Source organism: Actinoplanes sp. NPDC048988 (assembly GCF_043197815.1).
Classification (GTDB): domain Bacteria; phylum Actinomycetota; class Actinomycetes; order Mycobacteriales; family Micromonosporaceae; genus Actinoplanes.
In genome coordinates, this window is the sequence record NZ_JBICTW010000004.1 from 427,370 (window position 1) to 451,858 (window position 24,489).

General features: G+C 70.9%; 17 protein-coding genes. 6 read left to right on the top strand and 11 right to left on the bottom strand.

The window, feature by feature from the left end:
* Positions 1 to 584 precede the first annotated feature (584 nt).
* The gene (locus ACGFJ7_RS16410; RefSeq protein ID WP_360240049.1) at positions 585 to 938 is read left to right on the top strand and encodes a DUF2203 domain-containing protein; all 354 of its coding nucleotides are present in this window, start codon (positions 585 to 587) and stop codon (positions 936 to 938) included.
* Here ACGFJ7_RS16410 and ACGFJ7_RS16415 read toward each other — a convergent pair.
* The 3 genes from ACGFJ7_RS16415 to ACGFJ7_RS16425 all read right to left on the bottom strand — a co-directional run bounded on the left by ACGFJ7_RS16415 (position 935) and on the right by ACGFJ7_RS16425 (position 6,263).
* Positions 935 to 3,454, bottom strand: a complete 2,520-nt coding sequence (locus ACGFJ7_RS16415) for a DNA topoisomerase IV subunit A (RefSeq protein ID WP_360240052.1) — start codon at positions 3,452 to 3,454, stop codon at positions 935 to 937. The two genes, ACGFJ7_RS16410 and ACGFJ7_RS16415, sit on opposite strands and share 4 nt — an antisense overlap.
* A 14-nt stretch (positions 3,455 to 3,468) precedes the next feature.
* Positions 3,469 to 5,520 carry a type IIA DNA topoisomerase subunit B gene (locus ACGFJ7_RS16420; protein ID WP_392642599.1) on the bottom strand — a complete coding sequence of 684 codons (2,052 nt, stop codon included), beginning with the start codon at positions 5,518 to 5,520 and terminating at the stop codon, positions 3,469 to 3,471.
* 140 nt (positions 5,521 to 5,660) lie between these two features.
* Positions 5,661 to 6,263: an adenylate/guanylate cyclase domain-containing protein gene (locus ACGFJ7_RS16425; protein WP_360240058.1), complete on the bottom strand. Its 603-nt coding sequence runs from the start codon at positions 6,261 to 6,263 to the stop codon at positions 5,661 to 5,663.
* A 177-nt stretch (positions 6,264 to 6,440) separates the two neighbouring features.
* Between ACGFJ7_RS16425 and ACGFJ7_RS16430 the strand changes: the two genes are divergently transcribed.
* Positions 6,441 to 9,221 (top strand): AAA family ATPase, encoded by a 2,781-nt coding sequence (locus ACGFJ7_RS16430; RefSeq protein WP_392642600.1) that lies wholly within the window; start codon positions 6,441 to 6,443, stop codon positions 9,219 to 9,221.
* Between the two features lie 157 nt (positions 9,222 to 9,378).
* Positions 9,379 to 10,155 (top strand): DUF5995 family protein, encoded by a 777-nt coding sequence (locus ACGFJ7_RS16435; protein WP_392642601.1) that lies wholly within the window; start codon positions 9,379 to 9,381, stop codon positions 10,153 to 10,155.
* A gap of 165 nt (positions 10,156 to 10,320) precedes the next feature.
* Here the strand turns inward: ACGFJ7_RS16435 and ACGFJ7_RS16440 are convergent, their stop codons facing one another.
* Positions 10,321 to 10,845 carry a nucleotidyltransferase domain-containing protein gene (locus tag ACGFJ7_RS16440; protein ID WP_392642602.1) on the bottom strand — a complete coding sequence of 175 codons (525 nt, stop codon included), beginning with the start codon at positions 10,843 to 10,845 and terminating at the stop codon, positions 10,321 to 10,323.
* Positions 10,846 to 10,893: 48 nt separating this feature from the next.
* Entirely contained in the window at positions 10,894 to 11,928 is a 1,035-nt protein-coding gene (locus ACGFJ7_RS16445; RefSeq protein WP_392642603.1) for a LacI family DNA-binding transcriptional regulator, read from the bottom strand.
* Between the two features lie 133 nt (positions 11,929 to 12,061).
* On the opposite strand from ACGFJ7_RS16445, the gene ACGFJ7_RS16450 reads away from it, so the two are divergent.
* The gene (locus ACGFJ7_RS16450; protein ID WP_392642604.1) at positions 12,062 to 13,441 is read left to right on the top strand and encodes a DUF1996 domain-containing protein; all 1,380 of its coding nucleotides are present in this window, start codon (positions 12,062 to 12,064) and stop codon (positions 13,439 to 13,441) included.
* 41 nt (positions 13,442 to 13,482) lie between these two features.
* On the opposite strand, the gene ACGFJ7_RS16455 is transcribed toward ACGFJ7_RS16450, so the two are convergent.
* From ACGFJ7_RS16455 to ACGFJ7_RS16465, 3 genes are all read right to left on the bottom strand, one after another.
* Positions 13,483 to 14,034 carry a DUF305 domain-containing protein gene (locus ACGFJ7_RS16455; protein WP_392642605.1) on the bottom strand — a complete coding sequence of 184 codons (552 nt, stop codon included), beginning with the start codon at positions 14,032 to 14,034 and terminating at the stop codon, positions 13,483 to 13,485.
* An 83-nt stretch (positions 14,035 to 14,117) separates the two neighbouring features.
* A complete protein-coding gene (locus ACGFJ7_RS16460) occupies positions 14,118 to 17,057 on the bottom strand; it encodes a discoidin domain-containing protein (protein WP_392642606.1) in 2,940 nt (979 codons plus the stop codon).
* Between the two features lie 633 nt (positions 17,058 to 17,690).
* Positions 17,691 to 18,791 carry an ionic transporter y4hA gene (locus tag ACGFJ7_RS16465; RefSeq protein WP_360240079.1) on the bottom strand — a complete coding sequence of 367 codons (1,101 nt, stop codon included), beginning with the start codon at positions 18,789 to 18,791 and terminating at the stop codon, positions 17,691 to 17,693.
* A 177-nt stretch (positions 18,792 to 18,968) separates the two neighbouring features.
* Here ACGFJ7_RS16465 and ACGFJ7_RS16470 point away from each other — a divergent pair, with 177 nt between their 5' ends.
* Positions 18,969 to 20,006: a glutathione S-transferase C-terminal domain-containing protein gene (locus tag ACGFJ7_RS16470; protein WP_360240082.1), complete on the top strand. Its 1,038-nt coding sequence runs from the start codon at positions 18,969 to 18,971 to the stop codon at positions 20,004 to 20,006.
* A 110-nt stretch (positions 20,007 to 20,116) separates the two neighbouring features.
* On the opposite strand, the gene ACGFJ7_RS16475 is transcribed toward ACGFJ7_RS16470, so the two are convergent.
* The 3 genes from ACGFJ7_RS16475 to ACGFJ7_RS16485 all read right to left on the bottom strand — a co-directional run bounded on the left by ACGFJ7_RS16475 (position 20,117) and on the right by ACGFJ7_RS16485 (position 21,573).
* Positions 20,117 to 20,827 (bottom strand): MarR family winged helix-turn-helix transcriptional regulator, encoded by a 711-nt coding sequence (locus ACGFJ7_RS16475; protein ID WP_392642607.1) that lies wholly within the window; start codon positions 20,825 to 20,827, stop codon positions 20,117 to 20,119.
* A gap of 99 nt (positions 20,828 to 20,926) precedes the next feature.
* A complete protein-coding gene (locus tag ACGFJ7_RS16480) occupies positions 20,927 to 21,352 on the bottom strand; it encodes a hypothetical protein (protein WP_392642608.1) in 426 nt (141 codons plus the stop codon).
* Between the two features lie 53 nt (positions 21,353 to 21,405).
* Entirely contained in the window at positions 21,406 to 21,573 is a 168-nt protein-coding gene (locus ACGFJ7_RS16485) for a hypothetical protein (RefSeq protein ID WP_392642609.1), read from the bottom strand.
* 88 nt (positions 21,574 to 21,661) lie between these two features.
* On the opposite strand from ACGFJ7_RS16485, the gene ACGFJ7_RS16490 reads away from it, so the two are divergent.
* Positions 21,662 to 24,436 carry a DUF5691 domain-containing protein gene (locus tag ACGFJ7_RS16490; protein WP_392642610.1) on the top strand — a complete coding sequence of 925 codons (2,775 nt, stop codon included), beginning with the start codon at positions 21,662 to 21,664 and terminating at the stop codon, positions 24,434 to 24,436.
* Positions 24,437 to 24,489 lie beyond the last annotated feature (53 nt).

Sequence of the window (24,489 nt, forward strand, 5' to 3'; positions counted from 1 at the left end):
CGTTCGGCGGCTCCGCGGCCTGGCGGGCGTGTGGCCCGTTGGACTTGCGGCGCTGCGATCCGGCGCTCTGAAGTTCGGCACTGCCGTGGTCCCCTACCACAACCGGCTGCGCCTCTGTGGGCCTGCGATGCTGCGCCGCCGTGGTCGTGCCGCCGCGGTCCGGCGATGCTGCGCCACTGTGGTCGCGCCGCCGCGGTCCGGCGATGCTGCGCCACTGCGGTCGCGCCGCCGCGGTCCGGCGATGCTGCGCCACTGCGGTCGCGCCGCCGCGGTCCGGCGATGCTGCGCCACTGTGGTCGCGCCGCCGCGGTCCGGCGATGCTGCGCCACTGCGGTTCCCGCTCCGCCGTCGGGTGGCGGGCGCTGCCGGCCGCGGGGCGCTGCGGCGAACGGGACGACGCCCGGGTGACCCGGTCCGGGCCGTGGGCGGTGGAAGTGGGTGGCCGGAAGCGGGGTGGGTCGGAGGCCCTTCGGTCAGGGCCTCGGTGAAGGCGGCGAATCCCGGCGCGGCGACGATGAGAGCGAGCGCGGTTCCGGTGAGAACCGCTGCGGGGAGGTGGCGGTCGATGAGACATGCTTGTCGCCATGGGCCTGTTCACCTTGGCCGAGGCGCGCGCGGAACTCGACCGCCTGCGGCCCGTCCTCGACGAGATCGTTACTGTGCGCGCGGACGCGGCTGAGGTCGGCGCCGTGGTCAACGCCGGCGGCCGAGGGCTGCCGGAGTGGAAGGCGGCCACCGCGCGCCTCGACGACCTGATGACCGAGATCCAGCAGACCGGGGCCGTACTCAAGAGCCTGGCCCCGCTGCTGGTCGATTTTCCGTCCGACCTCGACGGCGTGCCGGTCGACCTGTGCTGGCTGGAGGGCGAAACCGAGATCGCCTGGTATCACCGCGGTGATCTCGGTTTCGCCGCTCGGAGGCGCCTGCCGGTGGGCTAGCCTCGCTCGATCAAGTGGCCGATGATCTGCGGCCCCATCAGGACCGCCTCGCCCGAGCCGTCGCGGCGCGCGTCCGGCTCCGGCAGCTCGATCGGGTCGCCCGTCTTGCTCGCGCCGACCGGGCGCGGGCCGACCCAGGCCACGGTCAGGCTCGTCTCGCCCTTGAGGAAACGCTGCACCCGTACGCCGCCGGTTGCCCGGCCCTTGCCCGGGTACGACGCGAACGGCGAGACCTTCACCTGAGTGCCGGTCGACGTCACGACCATCGGCTCGCCGTGGGCGTCGTCGGTGGTCGACACCGCGTTGAAGCCGATCACCTCGGCCCCCGACGACAGCGAGATGCCGGCCATGCCGCCGCCCTTGAGGCCCTGCGGCCGGACGTTCTTGGCCTGGAACTTCAGCAGCGACGCGTCCGAGGTGACGAACGTCAGCCACACGGCCGGGTCGGTGATCCACGTGGCCTGCAGGATCTCGTCGCCCTCCTTGAGGGTCATCACCTCGAACTCGTCGGAGCGCACCGGCCACTCGGGGGCGGCCACCTTGACCACGCCCTGCCGGGTGCCCATGGCGATGCCCAGACCCTCGCCCACCAGCGGCGCCAGGCCGACCACCCGCTCGCCCTTCTCCAGCGGGACCAGCTCGGACGCCGACACCCCGCCCCGCAGGGAGACCGTACCGATCTGCTCCGGCAGCACCGGCAGGGGCAGCACGTCGGTCTTGAAGGCCCGGCCCCGGCTCGTGATCAGCAGGATCCGCCCGCGTGCGGTCGAGTGCACCACCGCCCGTACGGCGTCGTGTTTGACCCGGCCCGAACGCCGGCGCCCCTCGGCGGCCTCCTCGCTCTCGGCCGCGGTCCGCGCGATCAGGCCGGTGGCCGACAGGATCACCTGGCACGGGTCGTCGGCGACCTCGAGCGGGCCGGCCGGCACCGAGGCGGCCAGCACCTCCTTGAGGTCACCGCCGATCAGCGTGGTGCGCCGGGGCGCGCCGAACGAGCTGGTCACCTCGGCCAGCTCGTCCGAGACGACCTGCTTGAGCACGTCCTCGTTGTCGAGGATGCGGGACAGCTCGGCGATCTCGGCGCGCAGTTTCTCCTGCTCGGTCTCGAGCTCGATCCGGTCGAAACGGGTGAGCCGCCGCAGCGGGGTGTCCAGGATGTACGTGGCCTGGATGTCGGAGAGCGAGAACTCGCTCATCAGCGACGCCTTGGCCGACGCGGCGTCGTCGCTGCCACGGATGATGGCCACCACCCGGTCGATGTCGATCAGGGCGATGAGCAGGCCGTCGACCAGGTGGAGCCGGTCCTGGCGCTTGGTCCGGCGGTACGTCGTCCGCCGGGTGACCACGTCGTAGCGGTGCTGCACGAAGACCTCGAGCAGCGCCTTGAGGCCCAGCGTCTGCGGCTGGCCGTCGACCAGCACCAGGTTGTTGATGCCGAACGACGTCTCCAGCGGGGTGAGCCGGTAGAGGTCGGCCAGCAGGGCCTGCGGGTTGACGCCGACCTTGCACTCGATGACCAGCCGGGTGCCGTGCTCGCGGTCGGTCAGGTCCTTGACGTCGGCGATGCCCTGGAGCCGGGCCGCCTGACGCTGGCCCCGCTTGGGACCCGAGGTGATCATCTTGCCCTTCACCTCGTCGGTGATGGCCTCGATGATCTTTTCGGTGCCGACGCCGTACGGCAACTCGGTGACCGTGATGGCCTGCCGGCCCCGGCCGCCCTCGAGCAGCCCGGTCTGCGCCTTGGCGCGCATGCGCACCACGCCGCGGCCCGTCTCGTACGCCCGCCGCACCTCGTCGAGCCCGAGCAGCTGACCGCCGGTGGGCAGGTCGGGCCCGGGCACGAAGCGCATCAGCTCGTCGAGATCGGCGTCCGGGTGGGTGATCAGGTGACGCGCGGCCCCGACGACCTCGCCCAGGTTGTGCGGGATCATGTTCGTGGCCATGCCGACCGCGATGCCCGACGTGCCGTTCACCAGCAGGTTGGGGAACGCGGCGGGCAGCACCTTGGGTTCGACGTCGCTGCCGTCGTACGTCGGCTTGAAGTCGACAGTGCCCTCGCCGATCTCCCCGACCAGCAGCATCGCCTCACGCGACATGCGGGCCTCGGTGTACCGCGACGCGGCCGGGCCGTCGTCGGGCGAGCCGAAGTTGCCGTGCCCGTCGATCAGCGGCGCGTTGAGCGAGAAGTCCTGCGCGAGCCGGACCAGGGCGTCGTAGATGGCGACGTCGCCGTGCGGGTGGTACTTACCCATGACGTCGCCGACCACGCGGGCGGACTTGACGTACCCGCGGTCGGGGCGGTGGCCCTGCTCGGACATCGACCAGAGAATGCGCCGGTGTACGGGCTTGAGACCGTCCCGCGCGTCCGGCAGCGCCCGCGAGTGGATGACCGAGTAGGCGTACTCCAGGTAGGAGTCCTCGACCTCGGTCGTGAGCGGGTTGTCGATGACGCGGGCGCCGGCCTGGTCGAACGCGGACAGGTCGACGCGGTTGTCGGTGTTCTTACGGCGTGCCATTGTGACAGAGCCTCTCAGGCGTCGATCGTCTCTTGGTCGATGCGGCCCGCCGCCTCGATCAGCCAGTTCTTGCGGGGCTCGACCCGCTCGCCCATCAGCAGCTCGAGGGTGGCCTCGGCCCGCTCGGCGTCGTCGAGCGTGATGCGCCGGACGGTGCGGGTGGCCGGGTTCATCGTGGTGTCCCACAGCTCGTCGGCGTCCATCTCGCCGAGGCCCTTGAACCGGCTGACCGGCTTGTGCACCGACCCGCCGCCCCGCTCGATGCGGGCGACCGTCGTGTCCATCTCCTGCTGCGTGTACGTGAAGATCGTCTCGGAGTTGCGCCCCTTGGTGACGACCTTGTGCAGCGGCGGCATCGCGGCGTAAAGCCGGCCCTGCTCGATCACCGGGCGCATGTACTTCGCGAACAGGGTGATCAGCAGCGTCCGGATGTGCGAGCCGTCGACGTCGGCGTCCGCCATGATCATGACGCGGCCGTACCGCATCGCGCTCATCTCGAAGGTGCGCCCCGAGCCGGCCCCCAGCACCTGCACGATCGCCGAGCACTCGGCGTTGTCGAGCACCTGCTGCAGCGACGCCTTCTGCACGTTCAGGATCTTGCCGCGGATCGGCAGCAGCGCCTGGTACTCGGAGCTGCGGGCCATCCGGGCCGTACCGAGCGCGCTGTCACCCTCGACGATGTAGAGCTCGCTGCGGGCGATGCCGGTGGCCCGGCAGTCGACCAGCTTGGGCGGCATCGACGCGCCCTCGAGCGCGGTCTTGCGGCGGGCCGCGTCCTTCTGCTGTTTCTGGGTCAGCCGCACCCGGGCCGCGTCGACGATCTTCTGCAGGACCGTCCGGGCCTCGGCCTTGGTCTTGCGGTCCTCGATCCAGCCCTTGAGGTGGGCCTCGACCAGGCCCTGGAGCACCCGGGTGACGCCGGCGGTGGAGAGCTCGTCCTTGGTCTGCGAGGTGAACTGCGGCTCGGGCACGCGCACATGGATGACCGCCGTCATGCCCTCGAGGATGTCGTCGAGGACCGGCACCTCCTCCTTGGGCTTGAGCAGCCCGCGGGTGTTGCGGATCGCCTCGCCGAGCGCGCGGACCAGGGCCCGCTCGAAGCCCTTGCGGTGGGTGCCGCCGTGCACGTTGCGGATCGTGTTGGTGAAGCTCTCGACCGTACGGTCGTAGCCCGTGCCCCACCTGAAGGCGATCTCCACCTCGGCCCGGCGCACGACGTTGGACTGCATGACGCCGTTCGCGTCGGCGGCGTTCTCCTTGTACGTCCCCTCGCCGTTGACCAGGAGCATGCCCGAGACCGGCTTGTCGCCCGCGTGGGTGAGGAACTCGACCATGTCGGTGAGCCCGCGCGGGAAGTGGAACGTCTCGGTGGTCGGTTCCTCGCCGGTCTCGTCGCGCAACGTGTACATCACGCCGGGGACGAGGAACGCCGTGTTGCGCAGCTTGGCCCGGACCACGTCGGCGTCGAGCTTGGCCCCGGCCTCGAAGTAGCGGGCGTCGTACCAGTACCGGGTGGTCGTGCCGCTGGGCTCGCCGCGTTTCATCCGCCGGACGATGCGCAGGCCCGACTCGGGGTGGAACTTGGCCTGCGGGCCGGGGCCGTCGAACGAGCCGGGCACACCACGCTGGAACGAGATCTCGTGGACCTTGCCGTCGCGCTTGACCTGCACGTCGTAGCGGAGCGAGAGCGCGTTCACCGCGGACGCGCCGACGCCGTGCAGGCCGCCGGAGGTCTTGTAGCCGGCGCCGCCGAACTTGCCGCCGGCGTGCAGCCGGGTCAGCACCAGCTCGACGCCGTTGAGCCCGGACTTGGCGTTGACGTCGGTCGGGATGCCCCGGCCGTCGTCCTCCACCTGCACCGAGCCGTCGGCGTAGAGCGTGACGGCCACCTTGGTGGCATGGCCGGCCACGCCCTCGTCCGTGCAGTTGTCGATGATCTCGTTGGCGAGGTGGTTGACGCCCCGGCTGTCGGTGGAGCCGATGTACATGCCCGGACGCTTCCGGACGGCGTCAAGCCCCTCCAGGTGCGTGAGGTCATCGGCCCCGTACAGGATCTCCGCGGTCACGAGGTGGCACTCCCGATCGGCCTTGGTGGGTGGTCAGGTCGCGGCGAGCCTACCGGGAGCCTCTGACACTTCCCGCCAACCGAGCCGGTACCGGCCCACCGAAGAACCGGACGATACCGACAAAGGTAACGCGGGGTGACCTACGCCACGCAGAGCGCCCCCTGCGGCTCCAGCGCCCGGAACAAGTCCAGAGGGTACGGCTTGCCCGCCACCCGTACCGGAGGCAGCTCCTGGTAGGCGATGAGTTCGTCGGACGCCTCCCGGGTCGACGCGCACACCACCACGGTGTCGTGCGGCGCGTACGCCTGCAACCGGGCGGCCGTGGCCACCACGCTGCCGCTGATCATGCCGTGCCCGAAGTCGCGGGTCGCCGCGACGTCCACGATCACGTCGCCGGTGGCGATGCCCACCCGCGTCCGTACAGCGAACCTGCCGGCCAGGAGCTGCCCCCTCAACGCCTCCTGGACCGACAGGCCCACCCGTACCGCCGAGGCGGCCGCCTCCGGGCCGAACCCGGTCTCGTCGGTGCCGAACACCGCCATGACCGCGTCCCCCACGTACTTCTCCACCACTCCTCCGCCGGAGCGGACCACTTCACTGACGATCCCGAAGTAGTCGCGCTGCAACGCACGGACCACCGCGCAGTCCAGGTCGTCGATCAACGAGGTGAAGCCCACGATGTCGATGAAGAGGACGGACACGGTCTGACGCCGCTCCTGCTCCGCCATAGCGATTGCGGTCATGTCTCACGCTCCCCCAGTTCCTTGCTGTGCCCCGGGAGAACGGTGCCAGCCGCCGTCCACCCGGCGGATCTGCTGAACGACGTATCTCTGACACTTCAAGACCCCGTCGCTTATGTGACGCAGAACAGACCGAACCGCCGACAACGTGCTAGGTCGATTCGCACTAGGCTGCCCTGCATGGCCAGCGAGGAGGACGGGCCGCTTGTCGGGCGTACCGGCACGCTGACCCAGATCCAGTCCGATCTGCGCAACGCGGGACCGGGTGGCACCTCCGCGGTGTTCCTCACCGGGGAGAGCGGGGTCGGCAAGAGCCGGCTGCTGCGCGAGACCGCCGCCGCGATGCGCGACGCGGACTTCGCCGTGCTGTCCGGAACCTGTCTCGACATCGGTGACGCCTCCCCGTTGCACCCGGTTCTTCAGGCCCTGCGGCAGTTCGACCACAATGTCCAGCCCGCCGACGCCGGCGACCTGCTCGACCGGGTGTCCCAGGCGCTGCGCGAGGTGGCCGGCGGCCGTCGGCTGCTGCTGGTCCTCGACGATCTCCAGTGGGCCGACCGCAGCACCCGTCAGCTGCTGCTCTACCTGCTCGCCGGCCTCGGCGACGTGCCGCTGGCCGTGCTGGCCGCCGTCCGGGCCGAGGCCATGCACGGCGCCCACCCGCTGCGCAAGGTCCTGGCCGAGCTGCGCCGCCTGCGGTCCGTACGCGTCGTCGACCTGGCCCCCCTCGACCGCGAGCAGACGGTCGAGCTGGTGTCCGCGATCGCCGGTGGCCGGGTCGACCCCGAGGACGCCGAGCGGGTGTACAAGCGCAGCGGCGGTAACCCGTTCGTGGCCGAGGAACTGGCCCGTGACCTGCGCGACGGCCGCGTCGAGCTCTCCGACACGCTGCGCGAGATCTTCCTGTCCCGCGTCGACGAGCTGCCCCCGGCGGCCTACTCGGTGGTCCGCGCGATAGCGGCCGGCGTCGAGCCGGTGGGCCACCAGGTGCTGGCCCGGATCGTGCCGCTGCCCGAGGACCAGCTCATCGAGGCGGTCCGGGCCGCCGTGGCCCACCGCTTCGTGATCAGCCAGCAGGACGGCTATCGCCTGCGCCACCGCCTGGTCTCCGAGATCCTGGCCGGCGAGGTGCTGCCGGCCGAGGCCACCGCCCTGCACCGCCGGTACGCCGAGGCCCTGGAGTCGGGCGACACCGCCCCCGACCACGCACGCCTGGCCCACCACTGGCAGCGCGCCGGCGAACCGGCCCGGGCCCTGCCCTCGGTGGTGGCCGCGGCCCGCGACGCCGAGGCCCTCTACGGCTTCACCGAGGCCCATCGCTACTGGTCGACCGCGCTCGATCTGACCACCGACGACGCGCCCGAGCGCACCGAGCTGCTGGCCCACGCGGCCGAGTCGGCCCACCGCTGCGGCGAGCACCAGCGCGCCCTGGCCCGCCTCGACGACCTGGCCGCCCGGGCCGACGCGCCCAGCGCCTGCGACCTGCACCTGCGCCGCGCCCGCTACCTGACCGCGGCCGGCCGCTCGGCGCCGGCCGAGGCCGAGTACGTGCTCGCGCTCGAGGCGCCCGACTGCGACCCGGCCCGGCGCGCCTCGGCCGCCGCCCACCTGGCCGAGCTGCTGGTCCACCTGGGCCGCTACGCCGACGCCAACGTGCGCGCCCGCGAGGCCCTCGAGATGGCCGGCGCCGACAGCGCCGACCTGGTCCGGGCCAGCGCCGCCCTGGGTTACAGCGCCGCCTTCCGGGAGGACCCGGCGGCCGGGCTGGCCGTGCTGCGGCAGGCGGTCGAGATCGCCGAGCGCAGCGGCCACCCCGACGAGATCGGCGTGGCCTACCTGCACCTGGCCGAGCTGCTGGCCGGCCCGCTCAACAGCATCGAGGAAGGTGTGCTGGTCGCCCGCCGCGGCGCCGAGAAGGCCAGCCGGACGTACGCGTCGCGCCTGCTCGCGATCGCCGCCAACGGCCTGTTCCGGGTCGGTCAGTGGGCCGAGGCGGACGCCGTTCTGGACACGGCGATGCGGCACCGCCCGTCCGGGGCCGAGGCGGTCGAGCTGCTGCTGTCCCGCTGCCGCCTCTGGGTCGGTTTCGGCGACGCCGAGCAGGCCGACCGCGACCTCGACGCGGTCGCCACCCTGCTGGCCGGCGGCGGCGCCCGGCACGTGCTGCCCATGCTGACCCTGCGCGCCGGCAACGCGATGTGGCTGGCCCGCTGGCCCGAGGCCCGCGCCGCCGTGCAGCGCGGCCTGCTCGAGACCCGCTCCGACGACCTGGTCCTGATCGGCATCCTGGCCTGGCACGGCCTGCGGGCCGAGGCCGAGGCGCACGCGGCCGGCGACCCGGTCGACCCGCTGGCCCTGCGCCGGCTCAAGGCGTCGGTCAACCGCATGGCGGCCGGGGTCACGAACGCCGCCGTGCAGGTCAGGGCCGTCGTCGACGCGTACATCGACCTCTGCAACGCCGAGATCAGCCGGGTCGAGGGCCGCCCCGATCCGACGCCCTGGGCCCGTGCGGCCGGCGCCTGGGACAAGCGCCAGCAGCCCTACCCGGCCGCGTACGCCCGGCTGCGCCAGGCCGAGGCCATCCTCCAGCGCAAGGTCAAGCGGGCCACGGCGGTCACGCCGCTGCGCGAGGCGTACGCGACGGCGATCGCGATGGGTGCCCGCCCGTTCGCGGCCGAGATCGTCTCGGTGGCGCAGCGCTACCGGGTGGCCCTGGCCGACGACGCGGACACGGTGCCGATGGCCCCGCCCGAGCCCGACACCGGCGATGAGCTGGGCGCTCTCACCCAGCGCGAGCGTGAGGTGCTGGCCGCGCTGGCCGAGGGCCTGACCAACCGTGAGATCGGTGAGCGGCTGTTCATCAGCGAGCGCACGGTCGGCGTGCACGTCGGGCACATCTTCGACAAGCTTCAGGTGCGTACGCGCGTACAGGCAAGCCGGGTCTTTCTGACCGCGGCGTGACCTGTTCGTTATAAACGTCGCGCGAATAGGTAGTTCTACAGATCCCTACGTAGGTAGCCGGTGAAAGGCTGTCCGCACGGGGGAGCACCATCCCGGTGGCCACCGCCACCGGGATGGTGCTGGGGGCCCTCCGCCGAGAATCGCCGTGGAGGAACCGATGACACAGTCGGTCTGGGGACCCATGCAGCGGGAGATGACCGATCTCCTGCAGGGGTACCCCGACGACGTGCCCGCCGTTGTCGACCAGCTGACGAAGCTGCAGGACATCTTGACGCGGGTGCCCCCGTTGCTGCTGGAGAACCCGCTCTGTGACTTCAACAAGCTGTATCTGACGATCACCGAGGGCGTTCTCGAGAAGCTCTACGACGGCGAGTTCAAGGATCCGGCGTTCCTGTCCCGGCTGGACGTCGAGTTCGCGGCACGCTACTTCGACGCGCTGCGCGCCTGGGCCGGCACCGACCTGAGCCCACGCTGCCCGCAGGTGTGGTCCAGCTTGTTCGCGCGCATCCCCGGCCCGGACTGCCGTCCGCTGCCGTCGGCCTGCGCCGGGGTGAACGCGCACATCAACTACGACCTGCCGTTCGCGCTGGTCACGACGTTCGACCACATCGGCACCGAGCCGGTCGACGACAGCGACCAACACCACGACTACCTGGTCATCAACGAGATCTTCGCCGACTCGATCCCCGGCCTGCGCCGCGGCTATCTCGAGAAATGGCAGCTGCTGATCGACATGATGAACGGCTGCCTGGACGACTGGTGGCAGGGCGAGGCGGTGGAATACACCCGGAATGTCGCTTGGCGCAACGCCCAGAAGCTGTGGGGCCTGCGCAACGACATGGGCGCCCTCGACAAGGAACGAGCCGGCCTCGACCGCGTCGCCACCGACCTCAACCGGCTGCTGCTCTCCCCGCTGGGCGCTTTCCTCCAATAAACCCATTTCCCCGTACGCCGGGAGCACGCCCACAACCACACGAATCCGCCCCGCGAAGCGGGGATGCGTCAGGTGGACATCGTCGCTGCCACCGGTTACAGCCGGGAGCGTATCCGTCAGATCGTCCGCGAGGGCGCGTGAAGCATGACGGTCGTCCGACCGCCCTCAAGCGTGGAAGCCGGGCGGTAAGGCGAGGTTGAAGCGTTGGCACAGCAGCGGCACGTCGTGGTGGTCGGTGGGGCGGGGTGGGTAGCCGGTGTGCCAGCGGACGGACCAGGCCGGGGTCTCGCAGCGGACCTGGCGGCCGGCGATCGTGCCCACGCCGGTCAGGGCCTCGGCCGGGAACGAGAAGTTCTCGGTGGCGGGGCCGTAGTGCAGGGCTCCGTCCGGTAGCGGCTCGTAGAGGTGGAGGTCCACCCGCAGGCGGCGGCCGTCGTGCAGGACGAAATTCCATGGTCGCGTGTCGGGGCGGGGCTCGATCCGGTCGATGCCGTGGTGGCCGAGGGCGGTGACCAGCTTGGCCAGGTCCTCGGCGGGCAGGAACAGGTCGAGGTCCGCGTGTTCCCTCGTCTGCTCGCCGAGCAGGGCGTCGACCGCCCACCCGCCGGAGACGGCGAACTCGACCTCCGCGGCGTCCAGGCTGTCCACGAGCCGGACGGCGTCCGGGGCCGACATGATGTAGCGGTCCATGCAGTGGGGATACGCGACGTCACCGGTCGGCGTCCAGGCATTTTGATCTCAGGCGGAGCCTCGGCGGATCAGGGACGGCTCGTAGATCACCGAGGCGACGCGCAGGGATGGTTCCTCGACGCGGGCCAGCAGCAGGCGGGCCGCCTCGGCGGCCATGTCCTCCAGGGGGTGGCGGATCGTCGTCAGCTGGGGGGCGGCGGCGGTGGCGGCGCTGCTGTCGTCGAAGCCGATCACCGCTATGTCGCCGGGTACGGACCGGGTGACCTCGCGGAGGGCCAGTAACGCGCCCAGGGCCATCAGGTCGTTGGCCACGAAGACGCCGTCCAGGGCCGGGTTCTCCGCCAGCAGCGTACGCATGGCCGTCTCGCCGCTGGCCTGGGTGAAGTTGCCCGCCGCCGTGGGCACCCAGCCGTGCCCGTGGCGGGCCATGGCGCGGCGGAAGCCGGAGATGCGGTCGCTGCTGGCGGGGACGTCGGCCGGGCCGGAGATCATGCCGATGCGGCGGCAGCCGCGGGACAGCAGGTGTTCGGCGGCCATGGCGGCGCCGGTGTCGTTGGCCAGGTCCACGTAGTCGACCGGTACCGGCTCGGCCGGACGGCCGATCATCACGGCCGGGACGCCCGCTTCCGCCAGCATCCGCGGGAGCGGGTCGGCCGCCGGCAGGGACAGCACGATCGCGCCGTCGGCCTGGCCGCTGCGCAGGTCGCCGACGAGGCGCTTCTTGCCCTCGTCGGTACCGACGATCTGCAGAGCCAGCTGTACGCCCTCCCGGCGCAGCACGCTCATCAGCCCGCCGACCACGCGCCCGAAATAGGGGTCGGCGAAGAAACGGCCCATGAACGGGTCGTCGTCGTGGGTCTCGGAGTCGGAGACGATCAGCGCCACCGTGCCGGTGCGGCGGGTGACCAGGGATCGCGCGAGCCGGTTGGGCACGTAGCCGGTCTGGCCGACCGCCTCCCACACCACCTCGTGCAGCTGCGGGTCGACGTTGCGAATGCCGTTGATCACGCGGGAGACCGTCGCCCGCGAGACCCCCGCGACCCGGGCCACGTCCTCCAGGGTCGGGGCCCTTCCGCTTCGCATGACCGTCTTTATAGCACACGGAGAGCGCTCTCCCGGATCTGCGCGATCGCCGGTTCCGGAACCGGCCGGACATTGACGGTCGTGCGCGTGGAGCGCAGACTCGGAAAGCGCTCTCCACGAGAGGAGAAAGTCTGTGACCCCGCACAGAGCGATCCCCACCGTCCTGTTGGCCGCGGCCCTCGTGTTCGTCGCCGCACCCCGAGCCGAAGCCGCCGACACCCTGCTCTCCCAGAACCGCCCCACCCTCGCCTCGTCCACCGAGAACGGCGGCGCCCCAGCCGCCGCCGCGGTCGACGGCAACCCGGCCACCCGCTGGGGAAGCGCCTGGTCCGACCCGCAATGGCTGCGCGTCGACCTCGGCGCCACGGCCGCCGTCTCGTCGGTGAAGATCACGTGGGAGGCCGCGTACGCCAAAGCCTTCCAGCTCCAGACCTCGGCCGACGGCACCGCCTGGACCACGATCTACAGCACCGCGAACGGCGCCGGCGGCACCCAGACCCTCCCGGTGACCGGGCAGGGCCGCTACGTCCGCGTCTACGGAACGCAACGTGGCACCGGCTACGGCTACTCGCTGTACGAGTTCCAGGTGTACGGCTCGTACACGAGCCCGCCCCCGACCGACGGCCCCGGATACGTCCCGGCCGATCCCCCGGTCACCGGCGTGACCCCCTCAACCGCTGTCCCGCCCGACACCAATCCGCCCACCACCCACCACGAGTTCCAGGCCAACTGCTCGGTCAGCCGCTCCAACCTCAACGACGACCCGATCGTCTTCCCCAAGCTGCCGGGCGCCTCGCACTCACACACCTTCATGGGCAACACGACCACGTACGCGGGAACCACCCTCGCCACGCTCCAGGCCGGTGGCACCTCGTGCATCACGCCGGGTGACAAGACCGGCTACTGGATGCCAACCCTGCTGAACGGCGACACCGCCGTCCAGCCCATCGGCCGTCAGGTCATCTACTACAAGTCCGGCGTGATCGATTACCGCAGCGTGCGGCCGTTCCCGGCCGGCCTGCGCTACGTCGTCGGCAGCCCGCAGGCCACCCTCGAGGACTTCCGCAACAGCCCCGGCGCCGTCGAGGGCTTCGAGTGCGGCGACAGCTCCTTCAACTGGGACATCCCCGCCACCTGCGCCCCGGGCACCCAGCTCAACGCCCGCATGCAGGCCCCGAGCTGCTGGGACGGCCTGCACCTGGACACGCCCGACCACAAGAGCCACATGGCGTACCCGGTCCTCGGCGTCTGCCCGGCCGACCACCCGGTCGCCGTTCCGATGATCGAGTTCAAGATGGCCTGGCCGGTCAGTGGCGACATGCGCAACGTCCACTTCTCCAGCGGCCGCGGCTTTTCGTTCCACTACGACGTCTTCAACGCCTGGGACGCCCCGACCCTGGCCGCCCTCACCAGGCACTGCATCAACGGCGGCCTGCAATGTGACCCGCGCGGTTTCGACCTCTACAAGCCGGACCGCGGCGCCGCCCTCAACGAGAACTATCAACTTCCCTGACGTACGACGAGGGCGCCGATAACCAAAAATCGGCGCCCTTCTCAATCAGTGGTGCTGATTGTGGACAGCGCCACTTCCCTGGTCCGCAGAATTTGCAGAGCCAATTGCCGGGTCTGGCCTTCGATCCCGGATTTGCTCTCGCTGCGGGCCAGGTTTTGGCTTTGCACCAGATGTTCCCGGATGCGCTTGGTGACGGTTACGTCGAACGCCGGGCCGGCGAGCTTGGACGCCTCGGTGACCTGCTCGGGCGTCACCATGCCCGGCATCGGCATGCCCTCGTGCGGGTTCTCGGCGGGCAGCCCGGCCCGCGTGTGCAGTTGGCGCAGCGTGCCCAGCTCGGCCTGCGTGAACGCCTTGACCTGCGTGGTCAGGGCCAGGGTGTCGGGATCGGTGGTACGCCGGGGCGGCAGCTCGAGCAGGGGGAGCAGCTGCTCGTCCATCGCGATGTTGATCTCGATCCAGGCCAGGTCGGTGCCACCGAACGAGGCCTGGATCGAGGCGCTGGGTGCGGGGGTCTCAGCGGCGTCTCCCGTTGCGGAACAGCCGCCCAGGACGAGGGTGGCGGCCAGAAGGAGACGGGGAATTCCATTCACGTTCGCGAGTCTGGCGTTTTTCCGGTCGTGGTGTCAATGAGTTGATATTCATCTCGGGTAACGAAATAGACCCGGCCGAAAAGTCAGTAGACGCCTAGTTCCCAGAGGGAGTAGCCGTAGGTGGTGGCCCGCGCGGTTCCCGTTACTCGCACGTAGCGGCCCGACCCGGTCACTGTCAGATCGTCGAATCCGCCGTCACCGCTCGACGTGGCGTAGATCTGACTCCACGTGGTGCCGTCGGTGGACGTTTCGACGCGGTAGCCGGTGGCATGGGCGGCCTCCCAGGCCAGCTGGAGGTGCCGGATCGGCTGGACCGAGCCCAGATCCACCTGGAGCCACCCGGACGCGGCCCACTCACTGGCCCATCGTGTTCCGTAGTCGCCGTCGACGGCGTACGACGGAAGCTGTGGTCCGTTCGTGCCGGTGGGTTGATAGCTGGAGGCCGTGGTGGGCTTGCCGCGGGCCAGGTTGGTGCCGGCGATGACCGGCGGGACCACGCGGACCGACTTCTGTTCGATGCCCACGTTGCCGTGGCCGTCGAAGGCGTACACATAAATCTTCCAAACGCCCAGCTTGTCGGGGGCCTTGGCGGTGAAGGAGCCGGGTCCGGTCTCGGTGAAGGTGACGTTGGCCAGGCCGGTGGCGCCGGTGATGTGCTTCTCGGAGTACATGAGGTTGTAGCGGATCAGGTCGCCCTGCGGGTCGGAGACGTTGACGGCGACGGGGAGATCACCGCCGGCCGGCACCGAGGTGGGCACCGTCATCGAGGTGATCTCGGGCGGGCTGTTCGCGGGAGCCTGACCGGTGTAGGCCCGCTGCAGCGAGTAGTAGCCGTGCCGCCGCCAGCCGCCGGTGAAGGTGTTGAGCCAGACGCCACCGAAGTCGTTCTCGAGGCCGTAGTGGAACTCGGTGGCGCCGAGCGCGACCGTCGGATGCGCGTCGATCGCATTCCAGCTGTTCGTATAACCGTCGCGTTTCTGCAGATCGGAGGGCTCGGTGGGTACGCCGTTGACGTCGTTGGGCACCTCCCACTCACCGGCCGGTCCGGCCTCGGTGACGATGTACGGCTTGGTGTAGCCGCCCGCGACCCAATCGTTGTAGACATTGCCGATCGCGCCGTACGAGTTGACAGCGAGCAGGTCGAGGTCGGGCGCGTACTGCCTGTAATAGGGCCAGGCCCCGGTGTACGCGTCGGTCGAGGTGACCGGGTGGTTCGGGTCGGCGGCGTGGATGGCCTGCGCGACCTGGTTGACGAACTTGGCGTACCCCACGCGGCGCGCCTCGACCTCGGCCGCCGGCAGGCCGTGGTCCTGCATGGTGAGGATGACCTCGTTGCCGACGTCCCACATCAGGACGCCGGGCTGGTTCTTGAGGGCATTGACCCGGTTGACGATCTCGCTCTTGACCGAGTTCATGTAGGCGGTGTCGTTGACGTAGTCGGCGCCCTGGTTGAGCCAGTGCCCGACGATCACCTTGATGCCCTGCCGCGCGGCCCGATCGAGCAGTGTGGGCGTGTTGGCGTCGTCGATTCCCCAGGTACGGATCGTGTTGACGCCCATGTTCCTGAGGTCACGCATGTAGCCGTCGGCGGCCGCCTGCGGTGGCCCGTACGTCAATCCCTTGACCTGGAAGTTCGCGCCGTCGACCTGAAGTCGCCAGTTGCCCTGGGTGCCGGTGACCTTGACGACGGACGGGCCGGCGGGCCGCGCCGGATCGGTCATCGGGGTGGGCGTGACACCGGAAGCACGGGCGACGGAGACGGAGTCGACGCTGAGGACGCCGCCGGAGGTCGTGTCGGCGGTGGGGGTGGTGCGGCCGGCGATCGCGTTCGGCAGGGAGCCGCCGATCGCGAGATCGAGGCGGAGGAAGAAGCCGTGGTGTACGGCGGCCTGCCACGCCGCCACGCCCACCTGGGATTCCCGGACGACCCAGGTCTGGCGGCCGTCCAGATAGAACCGGATCTCCTCATCGGTCCTGGTCCGGTCGATGACCTGCGAATACTCGTGGTACCCGGTCTGGCAGCCGGTGCAGGAGGCGAGCCCGGAGGAGCGGCCGTTGTACTCACCACAGGGCCCGTCCGGCGCGGTCCCGCAGTGCAGCGTCTGCGCGAGCTGACTACGGCCGTTGACGTCGGTCATGATGTCGGTCTCGCCGACCTGCGGCCAGTTGGTGTAGTTGCCGCGGTACGCGGCGCCGGTGGCCCGGAAACCCGGCCAGTAACCGAGAGCATTGGCCACATCCGGCTGCTTGATCACCGCGGAGAACCGGGTCAGCTGCCCGGCGAGCGGTTCGAAGTCGGTGCGCTGCGTCTCGACGCGCCCGGAGGTCCAGGCGCCGGACCCGTCGCGGACGGCCCGGATGGTGAGCTTGCCGGCGCCGTCGAGCGTGACGTTCGAGGTGGCGGCCGTCTCGACCGACCCGGTGCCCCAGTTCGCGGCGCCGCCGGGATAGGAGGTGCCGGTACGGACGAGCCAGTTGCCGGTGTTCAGGGACGTGCCGTCGAACGAGTCCGACCAGACGGTGGTGAAGGCGTCGGTGGGGGTCGAGGTGGTGCCGAAGACTTTGAACTCCCACAGTGAGTAGCCGTAGCCGCCGCTACGGGCGGTGCCGTAGAGGCGGACATAGCGCCCGCTGCCACTGACAGCGAGGGTTTCGGTCCCGCCGGCGCCCTGCGAGGTGCCATAGATCCTGGTCCAGGTGGTGCCGTCGGTCGAGGTCTGGATTTCGTACGCCCGTCCGTAGGCGGCCTCCCACTGAAGGCTCACCGAGCTGATGGTGGCGACGGCACCGAGATCGACCCGCAGCCATTGCGGATCGGCGAACTGACTGGACCACCGCGTCCCGGCGTTCCCGTCGGTGGCATTGGCGGCCGAGGTGTCCCCACCCTCCTGCGAGGAGGCGGTGGTCGGCCGGCCTTGAGAGAGCAGGGTGTCGGCCGCGGCCCGGGCCGGCCCTGAGGCAACGGTCAGGAACGCCGCCACCAGCGACAAGAGGACAATGGGGATGACTTTGCGAGTGCGCAAGGGGACTCCTGGGGATGGGAAAGCGCTCTCCGACAGTGCCCGCAGTGTTGCCCCGCAGTTTCACGCGTGTCAATAGAATCCGCCGGTTCCGGTCCTCCTTCGGAGAGCGATTTCCCGCTGCACGGAGGTTCTTGTCTCCCGCGGGTTCAGACCGCCTTCTCACGCCGAAACAGTTCTTCGCCCGCCTGACCACCTTCGCGCGCGCCTCGGCAACGATCCGAGCGCCCCACTCTTACGCCTCGGCAACGATCCGAGCCCCCACTCTCACACCTCGGCAACGATCCGAGCGCCCCGCTCTCGCGCGCCTCGGCAACGATCCGAGCGGCCACTCTCGCGCGCCTCGGCAACGATCCGAGCGGCCCACTCTCGCGCGCGGGGAGCACCGTCATCCACCACGCGCGACTTCCATGCCACAGCGGGGCGATGCCACCCTGCGGCAAGCCGACTTGCGGCAAGGCCAACCCCGGCAAGGCCCCGGGCTGGGCGCACTACGAGCAGCCAAAAGCGCACGACGGGCCAGCGGCCAGAACACACGACGGGCCAGCGGCCGGAAACGCGCTACGGGCCGGCGGCCAGAAACGCATCACGGGCCGGCGGCCAGAAACGCATCACGGGCCGGCGGCCAAAGACGCGCTACGGGCTGGCGGCCAGGAAGAGGAAGGCGGCCAGCAGCGCTAGGTGGACACCTCCCTGGAGGACGTTGGCTCGGCCGGGGACGATCGTGAGGGTGCCGACGACGACGGTGAGGGCCAGCAGGACCATCTGGGTGCCGCCGAGGCCGAGCAGGAGCGGGCCGGGCAGCCAGATCATCGCCAGCGCGATCGCCGGGATGGTCAGCCCGATGCTCGCCATCGCCGAACCGATCGCCAGGTTCAGGCTGGTCTGAATGCGGTCGCGCGCGGCCGCCCGAACGGCCGCGATCGTCTCCGGAAGCAAAACCAGCAGGGCGATCACCACGCCGACGACCCCGTTGGGCAGGCCGACGTTCTGCACCGCCGACTCGATCGACGGGGACACGCCCTTGGCCAGACCCACCACGGCGACCAGCGCCACCAACAGCAGCCCGACGCTGGTGAGCGCGGCCCGCTTGCTCGGCGGCTCGAGGTGCTCCTCGGCGTCGATCACCTTGCCCGACGTGGTGATCGGAAGGAAGTAGTCGCGGTGACGTCGCGTCTGCACGGTGACGAACAGACCGTAGAGCGCGATCGAGGCGACGGCGGCGAACGCGAGCTGGGCCGGCGAGAACTGAGGGCCGGGCCGGCTGGTCGTGAAGCTCGGCAGGACGAGGCTGAGGGTGGCGATGGTGGCCACCGTGGCGAAGGCTCCGCCGGTGCCCTCAGCGTTGAACACCGCGACGTGCCGGCGGAGCGCCCCGACGAGCAGGGAGATACCGAGCAGCCCGTTACAGGTGATCATCACGGCCGCGAAGACGGTGTCCCGGGCGAGCGACTGCGTCTTCTCACCGCCGCTGATCATCAGCGTGACGATGAGAGCGACTTCGATGATGGTGACCGCCACGGCGAGGACCAGCGACCCGAAGGGTTCGCCGACCTTGTGCGCGACCACCTCGGCGTGGTGGACCGCAGCCAGAACAGCGCCGCCGAGCAGCAGGGCGACGATGACGACGGCGGGCGGCGGCAGGTCCCGCCCCCACGTGAGCACCAGGGCGGCGATCGCCACGACCGGGACGACGACGGTCCAATGAGCTAGATTGCTGCGAATCTTGGCCTCCACCCGGCAACTTTGCCAGACCGGACGCTCCGGCACCGCCCGCGCCGGGATTTCGTCCGCGGCGGCCCCGGTGCGCCGCCATGCCCGAATTTGGCGGCTCAGCCTGCGCGCCGCGCGCCACCGTGCCCGGATTCGGCGGCTCAGCCTGCGGGCCGCGCGCCGCCGTCGCAGGATGAGGGCATGGCTTACGTGAACCCGTCCGGCGAGTTCAACCGGGACCAGCGGTACATCCCGACCCGCATCACCGAGGACGGCCGCGATGGATATCCGGTGGAGCCCGGCCGTTACCGCCTGGTCGTCAGCCGGGCCTGCCCGTGGGCGAACCGGGCGATCATCGTGCGGCGGTTGCTGGGCCTCGAGGACGTGCTCTCCATGGGCATCGCCGGCCCGACCCACGACGAGCGCAGCTGGACCTTCGACCTCGACCCGGGCGGCCGGGACCCGGTGCTCGGCATCGAGCGCCTGCAGGAGGCCTACTTCGCCCGCTACCCCGATTACGACAAGGGCATCACCGTGCCGGCGATCGTCGACGTGCCGACCGGGCAGGTCGTCACCAACGACTTCGCGCAGATCACCATCGACCTGTCGCTGGAGTGGACGCGGTACCACCGCACGGGCGCGCCGCAGCTCTACCCGCCGCATCTGCGGGAAGAGATCGACAAAATCAACCGGTACGTCTTCGCGGACGTGAACAACGGCGTCTATCGCGCGGGTTTCGCCGGCACGCAGGAGGCCTACGAGAAGGCGTACGCCCGCCTTTTCGCCCGCCTGGACAAGTTGTCGGACCTTCTGGCGAACCAGCGTTACCTGGCGGGCGACACGATCACGGAAGCGGACGTGCGGCTGTTCACGACGCTGGCCCGCTTCGACGCCGCGTATCACGGCCACTTCAAGTGCAACCGGAGCAAGCTGACCGAGATGCCGGTCCTGTGGGCTTACGCCAGGGACCTCTTCCAGACGCCGGGCTTCGGCGACACGATCGATTTCATCGACATCAAGAAGCACTACTACGTGGTCCATAAGGACATCAACCCCACCAGAATCGTTCCGGCCGGACCGGACCTCACCAACTGGCTGACTGAACACGGCCGCGAAAAGCTGGGCGGCCGCCCCTTCGGCGACGGCACTCCCCCACCCCCACCGAAGCCCGCCGAGGCCGTCCCCGCTGGACACGGCCCCGACGCCGGCGGCCTCACCGGCACGAACGCCGACGGCTGATGCCGACCGGGCGGCTGCCGACCGGGTAGCCACCGCACAGGCTGCTGCCCGGTGGCAGCCACCCGATCGGACGTCGAGGGCGCGGCGGTGGTGAAGGCCGCGCCGGCCGGTCAGGACCGGCCCCGCCCGCGGCCCCGTCCGCCGCGCGCGTCGCCCGGCCCACCGTCGCGGGCCGGACCCCACCAGCGCGCGTCACCGGTGACGCGGGCGCCGCCCGAAACGCGCAACACCTCTCGCAGCAGTTCGTCGAGCTGCTGGAGCTTCTCGGAGGGCAACTCCTCGAGAAGGCGTTGCTGCTCGGCGAGCCCGGCTCCGACCGCCCGTTCGACCACCTCGTAGCCCGCCTCGGTCAGGCGGACCAGGACGCTCCGGCGATCGCTCGGCGACGGCAGCCGCTCGATGAGTCCGGCCTTCTCCAGCCGGTCGAGGCGGGCCGTGGTGCCACCGGTGCTCAGCATCATCGAGGCGGCGAGCTCGCCCGGCGAGAGCTGGAAGGGATCGCCGGCGCGGCGCAGAGTGGAGAGCACGTCGAACTCGGGACGGCCTATCCCGAATTCGGCGTAGGCCCGTTCCACCCGCTCACCGGCGATGCGGGAAAGGTCGGCGATCCGGTCGAAGACAGCCATGGCCGTCGTATCGAGGTCGGGACGCTCGTGTGCCCATTGGTCGACGATCCAGTCGACGCCGTCGCGGCTCGCCGTCTGGCCCCCATCGCGTGGGCCATGGAAACCACCGGCGGACGGGTGCGAGAGCGGCACGCGCTCGTGAGGGTGGTCGAGCCCTGCGGCCAGGTCATCAGCCAGGTGTCCATCCGTCTCCACCTCACCATTGTCTCGATGTCGAGCTTCTTGACAACGAGAGGCTAGCGGGCTTTTATCTCGATGTCGAGATACTTTCCGTCGAGGGAGTTGGCGATGAGATCAGCGCAGCTCGGCGTTCTCCACGATGTGCTGGGGAAAGCCGACCCGGACCGCCCTCAGCATGGCCTGCCCGACCCGGTCGGTGGTCGTGACGTAGCGGGGAGCGACCCGCTGGAGGAGCGGAATCACCGGCCCCAGGAGCGTGTAGACGGTGTTGTACCAGCCGGTTTTCGACCGGACACCCCGCGTGGGCTGGATGATGCCGGGCCGGAAGGCATAGCCGTTGGGCAGCAGGTCGATGATCTCTTGCTCGGTACGGCCCTTGACCCGCGCCCACATCTGCCGGCCCTGCGGAGCGGTGCCCGCGCCCGACACGTAGACAAAGGTGGTCTGCGGGTCGAGCTCGGCGAAGGTACGGGCCGCGGCCATCGGATAGTCGTACGAAATCCGGGCGTACTTCGCCTCGTCCATGCCCACCGACGACACGCCGAGACAGTAGAAACAGGCGTCGTAACCCCGCAGCTCGTCGCGGATGGGGCTCAGATCGGCGAATCGTCCAGCCGGACCTCCCGCAGGCGGGGATGCGAGACCCCCGTGGGCGTACGGATCACCGCGAGCACCTGTTCGACGTCCGGCGCCAGCAGGCTCTCCCGCAGGACGCCCTGACCGACCATGCCGGTCGCACCGAAGACCACGACCTTCATCATTTCTCCTTCTCGGTCGGTTCGATCATGGCACTCGCCGAGGCGATCCGGTGCCGGGAAAACTGTCGTACCCGCGGCCTAGGGTTTTCTCGTGTCCGTTGAACGATGGTCCACCGCGCAGGTCGAGACGCTCGCCCCCGACGCCGCCTCGATCAAGGCCGGCCGCGGCCTCTCCGCGCCCCTGTCGTGGTCGGCGACCGGGCGGCTCGACGACATCCTCTGGGGACAGTGCCGTGGCTATCAGGTGTGCGTCGACCTGACCGGCCCGGCTTACCGGTGTTCCTGCCCCAGCCGCAAGATCCCGTGCAAGCACGCCCTCGGTCTGCTGCTGCTCTGGGCCGACACCGGCGTGGCGACGGCACCGGCGCCCGATTTCGCCCGGGAATGGCAGGCGGCCCGCGCGGCCAAGGCGACGGCCAAGCCGCGGTCCGCCGCCACTCCCGATCCGGCTGCCGCGGCCAAGCGGGCCGAGCAGCGCGCCGAGCGGGTGGCCGGCGGCATGACCGAGCTGCGCCGCTGGCTCGACGATCAGATACGCCAGGGCCTGGCCGGTGCCCAGCGGGCCGGCCATCAGCCGTTCGAGGCGATGGCCGCCCGCCTGGTCGACGCGCAGGCGCCCACCGCGGCGAGCGCCGTGCGCCGCCTCGGCACCGTGGCCGGCATCGGGCCGCACTGGGCCGACCGTCTGCTCGGCGAGCTGGCCCTCCTCCGCCTGCTGGTCACCGGGTACGACCGCCTCGCCGAGCTGCCACCCGAGCTCGCCGCCACGGTCCGTACCCGGATCGGCTTTCCCGTCGCCACCGAGGACGTTCTGGCCGGCCCGCACGTCACCGACCGCTGGCAGGTGCTGGGCCAGGTCGAGGTCGACGACGGCGCGCTGACCACCCGGCGCACGTGGCTGCGCGGGTCGCGGGGCCGCTTCGCGCTGATCCTCTCGTTCGCCGCGCCCGGCCAGCCGCTCACCTCCGACCTCGTGCCGGGCACGGAGTTCCGGGGCGAGCTGGCGTTCTACCCGGGCGCGGCCCCACTGCGCGCGCTCGTCGCGAGCCGCGACAGCGCGGCCGAACCCTTCAGCGCTCCCGACGGCGCGGCCACGATCACCGACGCGCTCCTGAGCTACAGCGTCACGGTCGCCGCCGAGCCCTGGCGGTTCGACGCTCCCGTTCTGCTCTCCGGAGTGACGCCGAGCGACGACGGCTGGCTGGTCGACAGCACGGGCGCCGCCCTGCCGCTGGCGCCCGGCCACAGTGAGCCGTGGTGGCTGCTCGCCGCGGCCGGCGGCCGGCCCGCGACAGTGGCCGGCGAGTGGTCGCCCGCCGGTCTTCGCCCCCTCGCCGCGTGGGCCGACGGCGGTTTCGTGGCCGCCGGCCCGCCGATGCCCACCGCGGGCGCTCCCCGGCGGCCCGAGCTGCCACCCGAATTGCTCGCGGCCGCACTGGTCGGGACGAACCGGCGGCCGTGGTCCGGTGACTCGCCGCTGCTCGACACCGCCGCTGTCGCGCTCACCCGGCGCCGGGCCGGCGTCCAGCCCGCCACCACCGGCCATCCGGCCGTGGCCGCCGCCCCGGTCGAGACCACGGCCCCGCTGCCGGGTCCCGCCGGGGCGAGGCTGATGCGCATCCTGGGCGAGGGCGTGCCCGGTGGCGCGCAGCTCGCACAGGAACTGCTGAGCCAGTGGCTCGCGGCCGCGCGCGAGCTCGGCGCGCACGTTCCACCGGTCGCCCTGCCGGCGCTGCTCGACGCCGGCCGCCGCAACTCGATCATCCGGCCCGCGCTGGCCCAGGTCGCCGGCGCGCGGGGCGTGTGGCTGGCCGGGATGCGCGACGAGTGGCGCTGGCTGCGTGACGAGGCGCAGTCGCCGTCACCGGCCGCCGCCTTCGACTGGCAGACGGGCAGCTCCGGCGAGCGGCTCGGCCATCTGACCGCACTGCGGGCGACTGATCCCGGTGGCGCCCGCGAGCTGGTGGAGAGCACGTGGTCGCGGGATTCCTCCGACGACCGCGCGCGCTTCATCGCCGCGCTCGCCACCGGCCTGTCCATGGCCGACGATCCGTTCCTCGAGCGCGCCCTCGACGATCGCCGTAAGGAGGTCCGCGAGGCCGCGCTCGAGCTGCTCCGCCGCCTGCCCGGCTCCGGCCTTCGCGACCGGATGGCGCAGCGGGCCCGCGCCGCCGTGCGACGGGAACGCCGCGTGATCGGGTCCGACCGTTTGATCGTCACCCCGCCCGGCGAACTCGACCCGGGTCTGCGGCGTGACGGCGTGGCCTCCACGCCGGCGCGCGGCACAGGTGTGAGCGCCTGGCTGCTCGAGGAGATCGTCGCCGGGGCGCCGCTCGACACGTGGTCCGACCCCGCCACGATGCTGCGGCTCGCGCGGGGCAACGACTGGGAGTCCCCGCTGCTGCACGGCTGGGCCAAGGCCGCGGTGGCGCAGGAGGAGGTCGCCTGGGCAACGATCCTGCTCAACGAGGTGAGCGGGACGCTGCGCGAGTCGGTGCGGTGGGACCTGCACCTGGTGCTGCCGGCCGCCGAGCTGGGCCGGCTCGCGGCCGACGCGCTGCGCCGCGAGGACCCGATGGCCAATCGGCTGCTCGCCATTCATCCGGGCCGCTGGCCCGACGAGTTGTCGGTCGCCGTCCTCGAGACCATCGCCCACCGGGCCCGTAACGACCGGCACAGCTGGCAGCTTGGCGAGCTGTGCCGCGCGGCCGCGCTGGCCATGCCCCCGGCATATGCGGATCTGGTCGGCCGCCTCGCCCTTCAGCTCGACCAGGAGCCCGCCGACGCGTCCCGGGTCAGACCGGTCGCCGACCTGGCCCGCACGCTGACGTTCCGCCAGGAGATGTTCGACGAATTGACGACCTAGACCGAGATCCACAACGGAATTTTTGTCAGAGGTACCCAGTAGCGTTTTCACCG